The sequence below is a fragment of the Jeotgalibaca sp. A122 genome (assembly GCF_052266715.1).
GTDB lineage: Bacteria > Bacillota > Bacilli > Lactobacillales > Aerococcaceae > Jeotgalibaca.
In genome coordinates this window covers 152097-167298 of record NZ_JBQPRB010000005.1, presented here as the reverse complement: position 1 = coordinate 167298, position 15202 = coordinate 152097, and the positions used below count along the sequence as shown (strand labels likewise).

Annotated in this window: 15 protein-coding genes; 1 reads left to right on the top strand and 14 read right to left on the bottom strand. The window is 40.2% G+C overall.

Annotated features, from left to right (window positions below; all coding sequences use genetic code 11):
• Positions 1 to 65: 65 nt before the first annotated feature.
• The 7 genes from greA to alaS all read right to left on the bottom strand — a co-directional run bounded on the left by greA (position 66) and on the right by alaS (position 6537).
• Positions 66 to 545 carry a transcription elongation factor GreA gene (gene greA, locus ACTU7M_RS07465; protein ID WP_443473756.1) on the bottom strand — a complete coding sequence of 160 codons (480 nt, stop codon included), beginning with the start codon at positions 543 to 545 and terminating at the stop codon, positions 66 to 68.
• Between the two features lie 234 nt (positions 546 to 779).
• The gene (gene udk, locus ACTU7M_RS07460; RefSeq protein WP_443473755.1) at positions 780 to 1427 is read right to left on the bottom strand and encodes a uridine kinase; all 648 of its coding nucleotides are present in this window, start codon (positions 1425 to 1427) and stop codon (positions 780 to 782) included.
• Positions 1428 to 1430: 3 nt separating this feature from the next.
• A complete protein-coding gene (gene mltG, locus ACTU7M_RS07455) occupies positions 1431 to 2621 on the bottom strand; it encodes an endolytic transglycosylase MltG (protein WP_443473754.1) in 1191 nt (396 codons plus the stop codon).
• 164 nt (positions 2622 to 2785) lie between these two features.
• Positions 2786 to 3100, bottom strand: coding sequence for a DUF1292 domain-containing protein (locus ACTU7M_RS07450; RefSeq protein WP_443473753.1), 315 nt, complete (start codon positions 3098 to 3100; stop codon positions 2786 to 2788).
• Positions 3101 to 3117: 17 nt separating this feature from the next.
• A complete protein-coding gene (ruvX, locus tag ACTU7M_RS07445) occupies positions 3118 to 3543 on the bottom strand; it encodes a Holliday junction resolvase RuvX (RefSeq protein ID WP_443473752.1) in 426 nt (141 codons plus the stop codon).
• On the bottom strand, positions 3544 to 3810 hold the full coding sequence (locus ACTU7M_RS07440) for an IreB family regulatory phosphoprotein (protein WP_443473751.1): 267 nt from the start codon (positions 3808 to 3810) through the stop codon (positions 3544 to 3546).
• Positions 3811 to 3897: 87 nt separating this feature from the next.
• Positions 3898 to 6537 carry an alanine--tRNA ligase gene (alaS, locus tag ACTU7M_RS07435; RefSeq protein ID WP_443473798.1) on the bottom strand — a complete coding sequence of 880 codons (2640 nt, stop codon included), beginning with the start codon at positions 6535 to 6537 and terminating at the stop codon, positions 3898 to 3900.
• Positions 6538 to 6877: 340 nt separating this feature from the next.
• Between alaS and ACTU7M_RS07430 the strand changes: the two genes are divergently transcribed.
• The gene (locus ACTU7M_RS07430) at positions 6878 to 7816 is read left to right on the top strand and encodes a diacylglycerol/lipid kinase family protein (protein WP_443473750.1); all 939 of its coding nucleotides are present in this window, start codon (positions 6878 to 6880) and stop codon (positions 7814 to 7816) included.
• 53 nt (positions 7817 to 7869) lie between these two features.
• On the opposite strand, the gene recD2 is transcribed toward ACTU7M_RS07430, so the two are convergent.
• The 7 genes from recD2 to ACTU7M_RS07395 form a co-directional block, all read right to left on the bottom strand.
• Positions 7870 to 10284, bottom strand: coding sequence for an SF1B family DNA helicase RecD2 (gene recD2 / locus ACTU7M_RS07425; RefSeq protein WP_443473749.1), 2415 nt, complete (start codon positions 10282 to 10284; stop codon positions 7870 to 7872).
• Positions 10285 to 10423: 139 nt separating this feature from the next.
• The gene (gene mnmA, locus ACTU7M_RS07420; protein WP_443473748.1) at positions 10424 to 11548 is read right to left on the bottom strand and encodes a tRNA 2-thiouridine(34) synthase MnmA; all 1125 of its coding nucleotides are present in this window, start codon (positions 11546 to 11548) and stop codon (positions 10424 to 10426) included.
• Positions 11549 to 11653: 105 nt separating this feature from the next.
• Complete coding sequence (locus tag ACTU7M_RS07415; protein ID WP_443473747.1) at positions 11654 to 12247, bottom strand: TraX family protein; 594 nt, start codon at positions 12245 to 12247, stop codon at positions 11654 to 11656.
• Between the two features lie 18 nt (positions 12248 to 12265).
• On the bottom strand, positions 12266 to 13060 hold the full coding sequence (locus tag ACTU7M_RS07410) for a formate/nitrite transporter family protein (protein ID WP_443473746.1): 795 nt from the start codon (positions 13058 to 13060) through the stop codon (positions 12266 to 12268).
• Positions 13061 to 13331: 271 nt separating this feature from the next.
• Positions 13332 to 13532: a hypothetical protein gene (locus ACTU7M_RS07405; protein WP_443473745.1), complete on the bottom strand. Its 201-nt coding sequence runs from the start codon at positions 13530 to 13532 to the stop codon at positions 13332 to 13334.
• A 152-nt stretch (positions 13533 to 13684) separates the two neighbouring features.
• Positions 13685 to 14026, bottom strand: coding sequence for a cysteine desulfurase (locus ACTU7M_RS07400; RefSeq protein WP_443473744.1), 342 nt, complete (start codon positions 14024 to 14026; stop codon positions 13685 to 13687).
• Between the two features lie 16 nt (positions 14027 to 14042).
• Positions 14043 to 15188: a cysteine desulfurase family protein gene (locus ACTU7M_RS07395; protein WP_443473743.1), complete on the bottom strand. Its 1146-nt coding sequence runs from the start codon at positions 15186 to 15188 to the stop codon at positions 14043 to 14045.
• Positions 15189 to 15202: the final 14 nt, after the last annotated feature.

The following is a 15202-nucleotide window of genomic DNA, read 5'->3' as shown; positions in this document are numbered from 1 at the left end:
TTCAAATTTTACCATACCAAAGAAAAAGACCAAAACCCTTTTCAGGAGTAATGGCCTCTAACGTTTTATAAAACTGTTACGCTAACGATTTTAACTTTCATATCGCCACCTGGAGTAGCGATTGAAACTTCATCACCGACGCGTTTCCCTAGCAACGCTTTGGCAATTGGGGAGTCATTGGAAATTTTTCCTAATAACGGATTTGCTTCAGCACTACCGACGATTGAATAAGACTCTTCCTCTTCATCAGGTAGTTCAACAAATGTCACTGTTCTTCCTAAAGATACAACATCTGCCTCAACATTTTTATCGTCAATGATTTCGGCAAAACGAATCATTTTCTCAAGTGTTAAAATACGACCTTCCACAAATGCTTGCTCATCTTTTGCAGACTCATATTCGGAGTTTTCTGACAAATCTCCGTAGCTTCTTGCAATTTTAATACGTTCAACAATTTCTTTTCGTTTGTTTGTTTTTAAATCTTCAAGTTCTTCTTCCAGCTTGCGTTTTCCTTCTATCGTCATTGGATAAACTTTTTCAATCATAATCTTATTCTCCTCTTTTTCTATTCATGAAGCCTAATAGGAAATGGTGGTACCTGATTTAACCACTGGCAGTACTTAAATTTAACAAAGCAGGCATCTGTTAATGGGCAGATACCTGTTTGAGTTCATTTCTATTAGTCTTTCTGAGATGCTAACAATGGTAATAAAATACCACTTTATCGTTATAAATGCAATATCTAAATAATTTATTATTATAAAGATAGCCTTACAATCTCACTTTGTCAATATGGAGGCAATTTTTGTAGTCATTAAATCGATAGCAACTTGGTTCTTGCCGCCTTCAGGAATGATGATATCGGCGAACTTTTTAGTAGGTTCTATAAATTGATGATGCATCGGTTTAACAACATTCAGATACTGTTCAATAACACTGTCCAATGTTCTCCCACGCTCTTCAATGTCTCGTTTTATACGACGGATGATCCGAATATCATCGTCGGTATCAACGTAAACCTTTATATCCATCAAGTTCCTTAATCTTTCATCTTCTAAAATGAGAATACCTTCCACAATAATGACATCTTTTGGCTCACGATGAATGGTCTGTGAGCTGCGTGTATGATTAGTATAATCATACACGGGTTGATCAATGGCTTCCCGATTAATCAACTTTTCCAAATCTTCGATAAAACGATCATTATCGAAAGCAAAAGGATGATCATAGTTTGTTTTAAGTCGTTCGGAAAATGGTAAATGGCTTTGATCTTTATAGTAATAATCCTGTTCTAACAGCAGAATCGATAAATCAGAAAAATTCTCGAATATCGCACGGCTTACACTCGTTTTTCCACTGCCCGACCCTCCTGTTACTCCGATTACAATAGGCTTTTTCACGGTGTCGGCTTCCTCTCTATTTCTCATGTCTTATTCTTCATTCGGTTCTTTAATATATAATTCTTGGTATTCAAGATGCTGTTCAAAGGTTTCTGAGAAGTAAACTTCTCCCGTCTCCAAATCAGCCAAGAAATACAGATACGTTGTATCAATTGGATTCAAAGTTGCTTGTATTGCTTCTTCGCTGGGACTATTGAATGGCCCTGGTCCAAATCCTTTATTAGTATAAAGGTTATAGGGAGATTCCACTTCAGTATCTTTAATCGATACGTATTCAAGGTGCTTCCCTAGTGCATATAGGATGCTGACATCGGATTGAATGGGCATCCCTTCATCCAGGCGGTTGTAAATAACATCCGCAATCATTTGACGATCTTCGTAATCGACTCCTTCTTTTTCAACCAAAGAAGCGATTGTCAAAATTTCATGAAGCGAGTAATCGCTCTCCTGAATTTTTTTATTATACTTTTTGAGTATTTCATTGCTCTTTTCAATCATGACTTCAATCATATCTTCCGGTTCGTAATGAGACATATAATCGTAAGTAGCTGGGAATAAGTAACCTTCAAGATTATAAATAATATCCTCATTATTTACCGAGTCAGTAATGACGTTGGGATATTTTTCAATCATGGAAGCGATAAAGGCTTCGTCATTAATGGTTTGCAGGAAATCTTGCTCTGAATACTCCGTTTTGGCAGCAAATTCTTCCGCGATTTCTTCAATTGTCGCACCCTCACGCACGAGGATTTTGTAATCTTCAGAAATCGGTGTAGCCGTTCCCCCCAATTCCAGAACTTCGATAATTTCATCTAAGTCCATTGCAGGTGCCACTTGATAAAATCCAGCTTGAAATTCAGATACATTTTTAGTTTTCATGTAATAATTGAAAACTGTTCCGTCTTTGACAATACCCTTTTCTTCAAGAATATCTGCAATTCCTGAAGTTGATGTGCCCATCGGTATTTCAACTTCCACAGTATCCGTTTCTTCAGTATTCATGGGTTCCAGCGCTGTTGTTATGTAGTTGTATCCCACAACACCGATAATTAACATCAAAAGGAACACTATAAAGATAATTGAAAAGACAATCTTCCGGATCAATGAATTCTCTTTATTTCTTACTGCATACCGGTCATCGTTTGATTGACTCGCTTTCACTCTTTCAGAAATCTCTATTTCCTGAGAATCTTCAGGTTGATTGGTATCTTTATCTACCAAAATCTAACCTCCTCATTTAGCGTCGTTTAGTCATTCTGTCCTATAACTCAAATCATTATACATGATAACATTAAAAAAATGAACTTATTATCATATCTTTTAGTTAATGTGTACATGACTAAAGAGGCCAGAGTATACTCCGGCCCCTTTATTTTACGCTTATATTACTCTTCTTCGTCTTCGATAAACGTGTTTAGAACTTCTTCAATCATATCCCATTCTGCTTCAGTTTCAATTGGTTCCAAATCGCCTTCAGTTCCATCTGCATTTTCAACATATGAGAAAGCTTGTAATTCTACTTCATCCCCTTCAGGAATTCCAGCAGGATATACGAGTACGTATGATTTTCCAAAATCTTCGGAATCAAATGTAAATAAGATTTCGTAAAGTTCTTCGTTACCGTGTTCATCCACAATTGTGATATGTTCGTGGTCGTGATGGTCGTGATCATGGTTATGATCGTGATTATGTTCTGTCATCTTAGCACCTCTTAATATTAGTATGAAGAATGTGAATCTAAATAATTTTGCAGCAAAATTACTGCGGCCAACTTGTCGATGACCTTTTTGCGTTTTTTACGAGAAACATTTCCCTCGTTTATCAACATTTTTTCAGCCTGTACGGTTGTGAGTCGTTCGTCCACATAGTCCACCGGTAACCCTGTTTCAGCTTCTACAAGTTTACCATACGCCATTGACGCTTCTGCCCGTGGACCGAGCGAATTATTCATGTTTTTTGGTAAACCTATAACAACTTTTGTAACTTCATAAGTTGCGATTAATTCTTTTAATCGTTCAAGACCAAACTGTCCTGCTGCTTCGTCAATGCGAATAATTTCTATTCCTTGAGCGGTCCAGCCCAACAAATCACTGACAGCCACACCAACAGTTTTAGATCCGACATCAAGTCCCATAATCCTCATTTATTGGTCACTCTTATCAATCGAAAGATAGCTACGCAGTAGTTCTTCCATGATTTCATCTCTTTCAAAGTGACGAATCAAATTTCTGGCATCATTGTGGCGTGGAATGTAAGCAGGATCACCTGATAGTAAAAAGCCCACAATTTGGTTAATTGGGTTATAACCTTTTTCTTCGAGCGCCTGATACACAATCGTCAAGGTATCTTTGATGTTTTTACTGTCACGGCCGCCGAGGTTGAATAGCATTGTTTCATCTTTTGAATTCATACAGACACCCCAATTTCTATGATACCCTTATTTTACAAAACTTGACCCAAAACTACAACCCAATCAGGTAAACTTATGAAAACATTATCATTCAGCTAACCATGTACCGACACGATCTAAAGCATCAGGAATGCCAGCTGGGTTTTTACCGCCTGCTTGTGCCATATCGGGACGACCGCCACCGCCGCCGCCTACTAGTGGTGCGATTTCTTTAATCAAGTCACCAGCTTTTACTTGGGAAATTTTATCTTTTGCTACAGCCGCCAATAAGCTTACTTTACCATCCATTTCAGAAGCAGCTACAAAAACGTCGCTGACAGCTTTTTGGCGCCATTGATCAGCTATTTCACGTAAATCATTCATACCTTGATTCTTTGTTTGGTATGTGATGAAGGTAATGCCGTTAGCTTCTTTGATATCTGCAAAAATGTTTTGAGATTCAACAGCCAACAATTTTGAACGAAGAGAATCTTTTTCAGATTCGGATTCTCTGAGCTCCTGTTTCAACGCATCGATTTTACCGACAACTTCTTTCGTTTGTTGTGCTTTCAATGCTTGGGCTGCGGCCATTAATTCTTCTTCTTTTTGACGGAAGTATTCATAAGCAGCTTGACCTGTGATTGCTTCGATACGACGGACACCCGCACCAATCCCTGATTCGGAAAGAATCTTGAATATACCAATATCTTGGCTGTTACGAACATGGACGCCCCCACAAAGTTCAACAGAGAAACCGGCTACGTTAACTACACGGACGTCATTTCCATATTTTTCGCCAAACAGAGCCATCGCGCCCATTTCTTTTGCCTTATCAATCGTTGTTTCAAGTGTTTCAACCGGCAATGCATCCCAAATTTTTTGGTTAACAATACGTTCCATTTCGGTTAGTTCTTCTGCAGTCGCTTGACCGAAGTGGGTAAAGTCAAAACGTAAATGGTTCGGCGTCACTAAAGATCCTGCTTGGTTAGCATGAGTCCCTAGCACATTTTTCAAAGCTTGGTGCAACAAGTGAGTGGCTGTATGGTTTTTTGTGATAGCACGGCGACGGTTTTCATCCACCTGCAGGAAGTAGGTTTGGTTAGCTTGCAAATCTCCTGTTACTTCTACTGTATGAAGATGCTGACCATTCGGCGCACGCTTTACATCGCTAACAGTTGCAACAATTTCGCCATCTTGATTTTTAATCACACCGGTATCTGCAACTTGTCCACCCATTTCAGCATAGAAAGTTGTTTCCTGGAAAATAACCTGGACGGTTTCGCCGATTGTAGCAACTTCTTTCATCTCATCATCTTCAATCAAGACGACTAATTCAGATGAAATGCCCGTCTTGTCATAGCCAACAAAGGTGCTGTCTACTACGATATCACCTAAAATTGCTGACTGGACTGAGAAAGAGTCTTCAACTTGACGCGCTGCACGTGCACGGTTACGTTGGTTTTGCATTTCTTCATTAAAGCCGTCTTTATCAACGGTGTAGCCTTTTTCTTCTGCATATTCTTCCGTTAATTCCATCGGGAAACCGTAAGTATCATAAAGTTTGAAAGCATGTGCACCGGAAATAACCGTGGTATCATTTTCAGACATGTCGTTGAATACTTCATGCAATATTTCCAAACCTTCATGAATTGTTTCTTGGAATCGTTGTTCCTCGTTTGTAATAACTTTGATAATGAAATCTTGGTCACGTTGTACTTCAGGGTAGTATTCTTTCATAACTTCCGCAACAACAGGCACTAATTCAAACAGGAAAAGACGGTTGATACCCAATTTTTGTCCGTGCATTACCGAGCGACGGATGAGACGGCGTAAAATATAGCCTCTCCCTTCGTTCGAAGGCAAGGCGCGATCCCCGATTGCAAAACTTACAGCACGGATATGATCCGCAATAACCTTAAACGAAATATCCGTTTTTTTATCACTACCGTATTTAACACCTTCAGCCAATGCTTCTACTTTACGGATAATCGGCATGAATAAATCCGTTTCAAAATTCGTCGGTGCGTCCTGGATAATGGATGTTACACGCTCCAAGCCCATCCCAGTATCGACGTTTTTATGTGGCAGCGGCTCATAGCTGCCATCCGGCATATGATTGAATTCTGAAAATACTAAGTTCCAGATTTCCAAATAACGTTCATTTTCGCCACCTGGGTACATTTCTGGATCTTCATCAGGTAAATCTTGGTACGAAACACCACGGTCGTAGAAAATTTCTGTGTCAGGGCCACATGGACCTGCACCGATATCCCAAAAATTGTCAGCTACAGGTACGATATGATTGTCAGCCAGACCTACTTTTTCTGCCCAAATACGTTTTGTATCTTCATCTTCAGGGTAGTAAGTGACATACAATAATTCCGGATCGAAACCTAGCCATTTTTCATCCGTTAAAAATTCCCATGCCCAGGGAATTGCTTCTTCTTTGAAGTAGTCCCCGATTGAGAAATTACCCAACATCTCAAACAAAGTATGATGGCGCGCAGTAACCCCAACGTTCTCAATATCATTGGTACGGATACTCTTTTGTGCGTTTGTAATACGAGGATTATCAGGAGTAATGGATCCATCGAAGTATTTTTTTAACGTTGCGACTCCTGAGTTAATCCATAGTAAAGTCGGATCGTTGACTGGAATTAATGAAGCACTCGGTTCCACCTTATGCCCTTTTGATGCCCAGAAATCTAGAAACAGCTGACGGATTTCGCTGCTGGTTAATTGTTTCATTCTTTCATCATCCTCTTCTTTTTCTTGTGAAAAAATAAAACACCCCATCGCATTCAAGGGCGTTTTACCGCGGTACCACCTTGATTGCAATGGAATGTTGTTCATTCATCATCACGTCTTCATACCGGTAACGCTGGTAGCGACGATATTTCTATCGTATCTAAAAAGGGAGCATCATTTGAATTGTCGCCTTTCACCTGTGGCTGACTCTCTGATGGGATCAAACGATATGGCCTTTTCAATCGAATTTAGTATAGCTAAATTTGACCATTCTAGCAAGTATCAAATCATAATTTGTCTGATATAATAAAACTATCATTTAACTTAAAGAGGTTATGTTATGGACATGTGCTATCACATCATCGCAAATTTTAATGCTGGAGCCGGAAAAGGCAAACGTATTGGTCTGGATGTTGAGAAAATAATGCAAGAAAAGGCAGTTCCTTTTCAATTTTATCAAACAAAATATCCCAACCATGCTTATGAGCTAGCACAAGAACTCGGTGAGAGTTTGGATGGGGATACTGACCGTATCATCGTGATTGGCGGTGACGGAACGTTACATGAAGCGATTAGCGGATTGAATGAAGCCAAAAGTGGACTCCCCATTGGTTATCTGCCAGCCGGGACCGGCAATGACTTTGCTCGGTCAATCGGACTGACTAAAGATATCAAAAAAGGCTTACGGGCTATTCTGAAAGCTGTGGAACCTGAAGAAATAGAATGCATGAAATACCATGACCATACAAACGACAAAGATGGGATTGCTCTTAACAGCATGGGCTTCGGGTTGGATGCTGAAGTTAATGCGCTTGCCAGTGATACCAAAAGTGAAAAAAACGGGGGCTCCGTTTTGGGCTTGGAGAATTCTTCTTATTTAAACAAAATAATTGGGGCGTTCAAAGAGCGAAAAACCTACTCGGTCGCTGTCACGATTGATGGTCGAACCGATACTTATCACGATGTTCTTGTAACGGGTGTAATGAATCATCCCTATTTTGGCGGTGGCATCAAGATTGATCCGCAATCCGCCAGTAATAACCATGAATTAGCTGTCATGCTGATATTTGATTTAAGCTTTCTGACTTTATTGCGTCTCCTGCCCCTTTTATTAACTACGGGTAGCCATGCGAAAACACGCTATTTCAAGAGAATTCCCGGAAAAAACATCACCATCAAATTACACCGCCCTGTTTTGGGTCAAGCGGATGGTGAAGTGTTGCCTCCAGCAGCCTATCATATGGATTATGCTTTAACCACTTTCAAATTATGGAAATAGAAAAACCGGCGAGCTTTTGTGGCTCGACCGGTTTTTTGATGATTTAGACAGTCTCATTTCATGAATTGTTCCGGGGTTGTCCCGTCCATCCCAATTAAGGGATCAACTTCTTGCCCCATCACCATATCAATCGTCAAAGTGAAGTTTTTAGGTTTACTCGGTTTTGGTGCTGGCTTCGCCACTTCTTTCTTTTCGACGGTAAATATTTTTTTATCTTTGTTTTTATTCCGTAAAAGCTTTTCAATCAACATCGTTCGTCTTAAATCACCCGCATTTTCGGTGGCGAAAGTAAAAGCCGCTTCTTCCCCGCATAAAATTAATTTATTTTTGCTGCGGGTGATAGCTGTATATAACAGGTTCCGTCGAAGCATACGGCCGTATTGACGCACCATCGGGAGAATAACCATATTAAATTCACTACCTTGAGCTTTGTGGATAGAACAGCAGTACGCCAGTGTAAATTTATTCCAGTCTGTTTTTTGATAAGTGACTTCGGTAGCGTCAAACAGGACTGTAATTTCATCCACTTTATCTTCGGTTTCTTTGGCATATTGGATACTGGTTATTTCACCCATATCCCCGTTGAAAACGTTGAGTTCCGGTTGATTGACCAGTTGTAGTATTTTATCCCCTACCCGATATGTAAAATCGAAGTGTTTTACTTCGCGGCGTTTTTTCCCTTCATTGGGATTCAGTATTTCCTGCATCATCGCATTGAGTGCGTTGATGCCAGCCGGACCTTTGTACATAGGTGCAAGAATTTGAATGTCTTTTGAAGTAAAGCCCTTTGCCTTGGCTTTTTCAACGACAATCCGGATCAAGGGTTCTATCTGGGCAGCCTGACACGGGAAAAAAGAACGGTCTGCTTGATTGTTTCGAAAATCGGTCGGTATCTTGCCATTTTTAATATCATGTGCCAAAGGAATAATGGAAGAACCATCCGCTTGGCGATAGATTTGTTCTAATTCGATATGCGGAATGACCTGACTTGCTAATAAGTCATGCAAGACTTGTCCCGGGCCGACGGAAGGCAATTGGTCTTTATCTCCTACGATAATGACCTGCATGCCAGGCGGTATGGATTTCAACAAGCGATTTAATAGCCAAGTGTCAATCATGGAAGCTTCATCAATAATGAGCAGTTTCCCTTCCAATTCGGCCGTATAAACCTCTTCGTTGGGATTTTCTTGCCCCGTCAAACCCAATAACCGATGAATGGTACTACTTGGAATTCCAGTCATTTCGTTCATGCGTTTAGCAGCGCGGCCCGTTGGCGCGGCCATAATAATAGGATAAATGCCATCATGAAATTCCAGTGGGTTAGCTGGTAAGCCATTCAATTCACAAAAAAGCTTCACAATCCCATTCAAAACGGTTGTTTTACCTGTTCCCGGTCCACCCGTTAAAATGAAGAATGCATGCGTTAAAGCTTTCTCAATAGCTCCTGTTTGCACATTGTCATAAGTGATTCCCAATTTTTCCTGTAAAGCACCAATTTCACCCTTCAAATCTACCCCTGGATATTGGACGGATTTACCATTATTCAGTAATCTATCCAAGCTTGACGCAATCCCTTCTTCGGAAAAATATAACGATGGTAGTGCAAAGCGTCTCTCATCCTCGATAATTTTCATGTCTTGAACCATTTCAACCAATGCTTCAATCAACTGGGAATCTTCTATTAAGAAACGTTGTGAGGACTCCAACAGCTGCAAGGAGCGGTCCATCAATTCGTCACTGTTTACGTAAGTATCCCCATTCGAAAGGCAAAGCTCATTGATTGTGGCCAATAGTGCTCCTTTGATACGATTTTTATCATCCGCTGGAATACCCATATCTTCCGCTAAACGATCAGCTGTCCGGAAGCCAAGTCCTTCAATATCTTCTATCAACTGGTACGGATTTTCACGAATGGTCTTTAGCGTATCTGCTTTATAAAAATTCATGATGGTTGCCGCTAAGTTATTGGAAAAACCATAATTTGCCAATTCGATCAGTGTTTTTTCTGTACCCTGACTTTGTTGAAGCACATCATATATCAGTTCCTGCTTTTGTTTGGTTAAGCCGCTGATTTCTGCCAAAGAATCTGGGTCATCCAAAATAGCATCAATGGTATTTTCTCCGAAGTGATTGACAATTTTTTCTGCCGTTCGTTTACCGATTCCTGGGAAACGGTCACTTGATAGATAAGCAATCATGCCATTTTTGCCGGTCGGTTTCTCGCGCTCATAGCTAATTGCCTGGAATTGCGTGCCGTAACGCGGATGGTTCACCACGTTCCCCACAAAGCGATAGTGCGTATCCGTTGTTATTTCACCAAAATTTCCCGTTACTACTATTTCATCTTTGTCTGTTTTAAAATTACATTCCTCGATTTCTACGAGGATGACTTTATAGAAGTTAGATGGGTTATCAAAGAAAATAGCCTTCATTTCCCCGGCAACATAAGGTTGTTCGTTTAGTTCCAATCCATCTATCTCCTTTCTACGTTAATCTCTATGCTCTATCATAACATTTTCTAGAGCTTTGCAGAACAGAAAACTGGATAGTTTGTACAACGTGAATAATCAAAAAGCGTACTTCCGTTACGGGAGTACGCTTTTTGAATTATACATATTGTAATTCTGTTGTCGCTTGGAAAGCTTTATCGATTGTTCCGCCGCCCAAACACTCCAAACCGTCGTAGAAGACAACTGCTTGTCCTGGTGTAATGGCACGAACTGGTTCATCGAAAACAACTGTTGCTTCTGTTTGATCTTCATTCAACGTTACCGTTACACCCGTATCTTTTTGGCGATAACGGAATTTAGCCGTACATTTGAATGTGGTTGGCATTTTTTTATCTGTCGTAAAATGAACATCGGTCGCAAACAAGCTTTCTGCGTAAAGACGCTCGTGGTGGTAACCTTGACCAACATACAATGTATTAGTTTCCAAGTCCTTACCGATCACGAACCACGGATCAGTGGAATCCCCACTACCCCCGATTCCCAGCCCCTTACGTTGCCCGATAGTATAATACATCAAGCCAGCATGGTCGCCCATTTTTACGCCGTCCAACGTCATCATAGGGCCTGCTTGAGCTGGTAAGTACGTGGATAGAAATTCCGTAAAGTTCTTTTCACCAATGAAACAAATACCCGTTGAATCTTTTTTCTTGGCTGTTGCCAAACCAGCTTCTTCCGCAATGCGGCGAACTTCAGATTTTTGCATACCACCAAGTGGAAAGAGTGTCTTGGATAATTGCTCTTGCGATAATTGATTTAAGAAATAGGTTTGATCCTTGTTATTGTCGAGCCCTCTGAGCATACGTGTTGTACCATCTTCGTTACGTTCAACTTGGGCATAGTGACCCGTTGCCACATAGTCGGCGCCTAAATCAACAGCGTAGTCCAAGAATGCACGGAACTTGATTTCTTTGTTACACATAACATCAGGGTTAGGAGTGCGACCTTTTTTATATTCATCCAAGAAATATTGGAACACTTTATCCCAGTATTCTTTTTCGAAGTTAACAGAATAATAGGGAATCCCGATTTGTTGTGCAACAGCTTGAACGTCTTTATAATCTTCCGTTGCCGTACAGAATCCAAATTCATCTGTATCGTCCCAATTCTTCATAAAAATACCGATCACATCATAACCTTGCTCTTTCAATAATAAGGCAGTAACAGAAGAGTCAACGCCACCACTCATTCCCACAACAACTCGTGTCTTTTCTTTTTCTGTCATTGTCACAGTCTCCTTTCGTTCTTTCTCAATCACTTCTTAAAAATAAGTGATTAATATACAAATAAAGATAATACACTAAAAACGTTTATATTTCAAGCCCTTTACTTATTTGATAAAGGAGCCTAGCCAAAACAGGATAACCTGGTGGATGGGATAATAAAGATAACCAAGCCATTTGGGAAATCTCGGTAATCGCCATTCCATCGGTAACAACATGAAAACAACCGCTATGAGGGCAAAAAATTGAATCGAACCAAAATACAGGCCCAAATGCAAGGCTAGGATAAAAACTATCCCCTGGATTCGATCCTTATCCAGCATGATTTTTATAGCCCAGCCCAACAAAAAGCCATACACGCTATATTCGGTAAAATAACTCAAAAAAAGCGTTGGCAGAAAAAGCCGCTTATCCTTCAAGGAAAGTGCAAATATCGCCAACGAAAAAAGAATATTCCAATAAATACGAATGGGACTCATCAGGATGACACTGACAAGTGCCATACCCAAGAGCCGCAAGAAATACATAGGGAAATTGGCGGTTTGTTTAACGCCTTGAATCGTGGTAAACAAAAAACAGGGAAAAGCCAGCCGACCAATCAAGCGTAAAATAATATATTCCGGAAATACATAATACCCAATATGGTCAATGGTCATGGTTACCATTGCCAGCCATTTAATCGTATTTGTTTTCAGATTCATATTTCCCCTCCTACTCCGCTAATCAAAGTATACCGTTTCACCTTTGTTTAACCAAGCATAGGTACAACCAATTACCAATCCGCCTCCGATGTAATTACCGATAGTGGCGAAGAACCAGTTACTTAAAACAGCCGTTGTCGTCATTTCCGGAACGCCACCTGCGAAGAATACCATTGCAAAGGATGAAAAATTCGCAATAACGTGTTCGTAACCCAGGAAAGCGAAGAATGCGATAATGAATTGGACAGCCAACAATTTACCAGCATCGTCCTTCATACGCGCAGACGATATAATTGCCGTATTCACAATGATATTTGCAAATATCCCTTCAATAATGACCTGAAATCCCGGCTTCAACAACTTGGCCGAGACCGTTTCCGCCAGATAATGGCTTGAAGAAAAGTCCAGAAAAGGACCCGTTTGAACGATTAATAATCCGGATAAAGCACCACCGACTAAGTTACTAAATATACAAACTAATAGAATTTGGAGGGCTCTTCTTGCTTTCAAGGTCTTGCGGTTAACCCCGACGGTTAAGTACATCATGTTACTCGTTCCGAGTTCAGCATCCATATAAATAATCATAATAAGTGCCCAACTGAACAAAATCGCATAAACAAATTTCCCTAAATCGGGATGAATATGGTTGGCCTTTTCAGCTGCTACGACTGAGATTGCCGTTCCTATTGTCAAGTACATCCCCGCAAACATGGAGCGGACAATATACTTCGGGATTGAATTCTCGAATAAATGTGTTTTCTTGATGGCATTTTTATCGATCATCCCCATGAGTCCCTGATTATCAAGTTCCAAAACATTCAACTCCTATAATGTGATTTACTGAACTATTATAGCATGAAAACCAAAGAGGGGGAACGTGAAATAAATTGATTAATTTTATGACAAAAACGACGATTAGCTGTTGAGAAAATAGCCAATCGTCGTTTTTTTTATGATTTCGCGACTGTTAGCTAACCGCCCATTTCCTGATTGTCGCTTTTTGGCGAAATCACGACGATTAGCTCGACTAACAAAACCTAACAGACGTCCAAGAACTTTTCCAACCTAAAACTTATAATGTTTGTCAGTCACACATGTAATAGAGCTCAAGTTCTTTTATCTTAAATTGCTCCATCAGGGCTCTGATGAATTTTTCATCATTATCTGTTGTGATTTCAAAAACTGTTTCTTGTGTTTCATTTGCAATGATTTTATAGCTGTGAGGGTCTTTCTCATCTTGGTAGTCGAGTTCCATCAGGTTATCTTTCAACATAGCTTTTCTCAACGAATTTACCTCCACGGAGTAAAGTTCATTGAATTCTTTTAATGTAAGTATTTTATTCTTATTGTTCACATATTTTCCTCTTTTCGTTATAATGGCCCTGTCATTTATGGTATTAAACAAAAAAGCTGGATAAAATCCAGCCTTTTTCACCGTTATGCTTTTTCGAAAATATTTTCTTCGATGAAATGGTTCATGATATATTCCAAATGTTCAACCAATTGGCTCATATGCGGATTGCCATAAACATCTATTGCTTTCAATCCGTTGGCGGATGTTGTCGATATTTTGAACCCTGAGAAATCACCTGCTATAACGATTTTTAATAACGCACCTGTTTTATTGTCTTTGTCCGTATTTAAGCTACGAACATATTGGAAGTTTCCTGATTTTGTTTCCTGGAATCCATGGTCACGCAACGTATAACGTTTTACCGTTGGATTAAGTCGATACTGCTTGGTTGCACCTTTTAAACCTGTTACTTGATCATATGCCATTTGAAATCCTCCTGAACTATTTTGTGGTATTTTTATATTTTTCTTGCAAGGCTGCAATCATTGCCACAAATTCATCTACTTCCTCAAGCGTATTATCTGCGCCAAAGGAGATACGGACAGACTCACCAATTCGGGCTTGTCCTTTTCCAAACATTGCAGTTAGCACGTGGCTTGGTTCCAGACTGCCTGCCGTACAAGCGGAGCCTGCAGAAATCATGATTCCCTTTAAATCACATTGAATCAAAAATTTATCGGATTGCAAATAAGGGAACCAAACATTCAAAATATGGGGCACGCCACTCTCTGGGCTCCCATTAAGGGAATAGGTTATCTTGTTTTCTTTTAATGATGTCAAAAAATGTGTCCGTAAAGATAGTTTGTGGGCGTTATTTTCATCACGGCCTGCTACCATCTTTTCAACCGCCTTCGCATAACCACGAATATAAGGTGTGTTTTCTGTTCCGGCGCGGTGATCGTTCTCTTGTGTCCCACCATGCAGATAATTTGGTAAGTGTAGGTCGTTGCGACGATACAAGAAACCTATACCTTTGGGACCATTTAATTTATGGGCGGTCGTTGAAAGCATATCTATCTGTTCAGCCACAACATCAATTTCCAAAGTTCCATAGGCTTGCACCGCATCGGTATGGAAGTAAGCGGGATGTTCCGCCACCACTGCTCCTATTTCACCAATTGGATTTATACTACCCACTTCATTGTTGACATACATGATGGAAACTAAAATCGTATCCTCCCGCAAGGCTCTTTTTACTTGGGTAGCTGTAACGCGACCTGTTTCATCAACCGGAAGATAGGTCACTTCAAATCCCAATGTTTCCAAATACTGCATTGGATGCAAGACGGAATGATGCTCTACCTCTGTGGTGATGAGGTGTCTCCCTTTTTCTTGCATCGCTAGGGCTGTTGCGATAATTGCGGTATTATTTGATTCTGTTGCACCACTGGTAACAATCAAGTCTATTGGTTTCGCATTGATTGAACCAGCGAAGATGCGTCGTGCTTCATCCACAATTTGACTGGCTTCCCTACCCTTTTGATAAAGACTGGATGGGTTCCCGTAATTATGGGTTAACGTGTCTGTAATGATTGCTACCACCTCTGGATCGACCGGTGTCGTTGCCGCGTGGTCAAAATAAATCATTTGTTTTCCTTCTT

Coding starts and splice junctions, on each gene's coding strand:
- greA (WP_443473756.1), bottom strand. CDS start 545: ATGATTGAAAAAGTTTATCCAATGACGATAGAAGGAAAACGCAAGCTG.
- udk (WP_443473755.1), bottom strand. CDS start 1,427: ATGAGAAATAGAGAGGAAGCCGACACCGTGAAAAAGCCTATTGTAATC.
- ACTU7M_RS07450 (WP_443473753.1), bottom strand. CDS start 3,100: ATGACAGAACATAATCACGATCATAACCATGATCACGACCATCACGAC.
- ruvX (WP_443473752.1), bottom strand. CDS start 3,543: ATGAGGATTATGGGACTTGATGTCGGATCTAAAACTGTTGGTGTGGCT.
- ACTU7M_RS07440 (WP_443473751.1), bottom strand. CDS start 3,810: ATGAATTCAAAAGATGAAACAATGCTATTCAACCTCGGCGGCCGTGAC.
- alaS (WP_443473798.1), bottom strand. CDS start 6,537: ATGAAACAATTAACCAGCAGCGAAATCCGTCAGCTGTTTCTAGATTTC.
- ACTU7M_RS07430 (WP_443473750.1), top strand. CDS start 6,878: ATGGACATGTGCTATCACATCATCGCAAATTTTAATGCTGGAGCCGGA.
- mnmA (WP_443473748.1), bottom strand. CDS start 11,548: ATGACAGAAAAAGAAAAGACACGAGTTGTTGTGGGAATGAGTGGTGGC.
- ACTU7M_RS07415 (WP_443473747.1), bottom strand. CDS start 12,247: ATGAATCTGAAAACAAATACGATTAAATGGCTGGCAATGGTAACCATG.
- ACTU7M_RS07400 (WP_443473744.1), bottom strand. CDS start 14,026: ATGGCATATGATCAAGTAACAGGTTTAAAAGGTGCAACCAAGCAGTAT.
- ACTU7M_RS07395 (WP_443473743.1), bottom strand. CDS start 15,188: ATGATTTATTTTGACCACGCGGCAACGACACCGGTCGATCCAGAGGTG.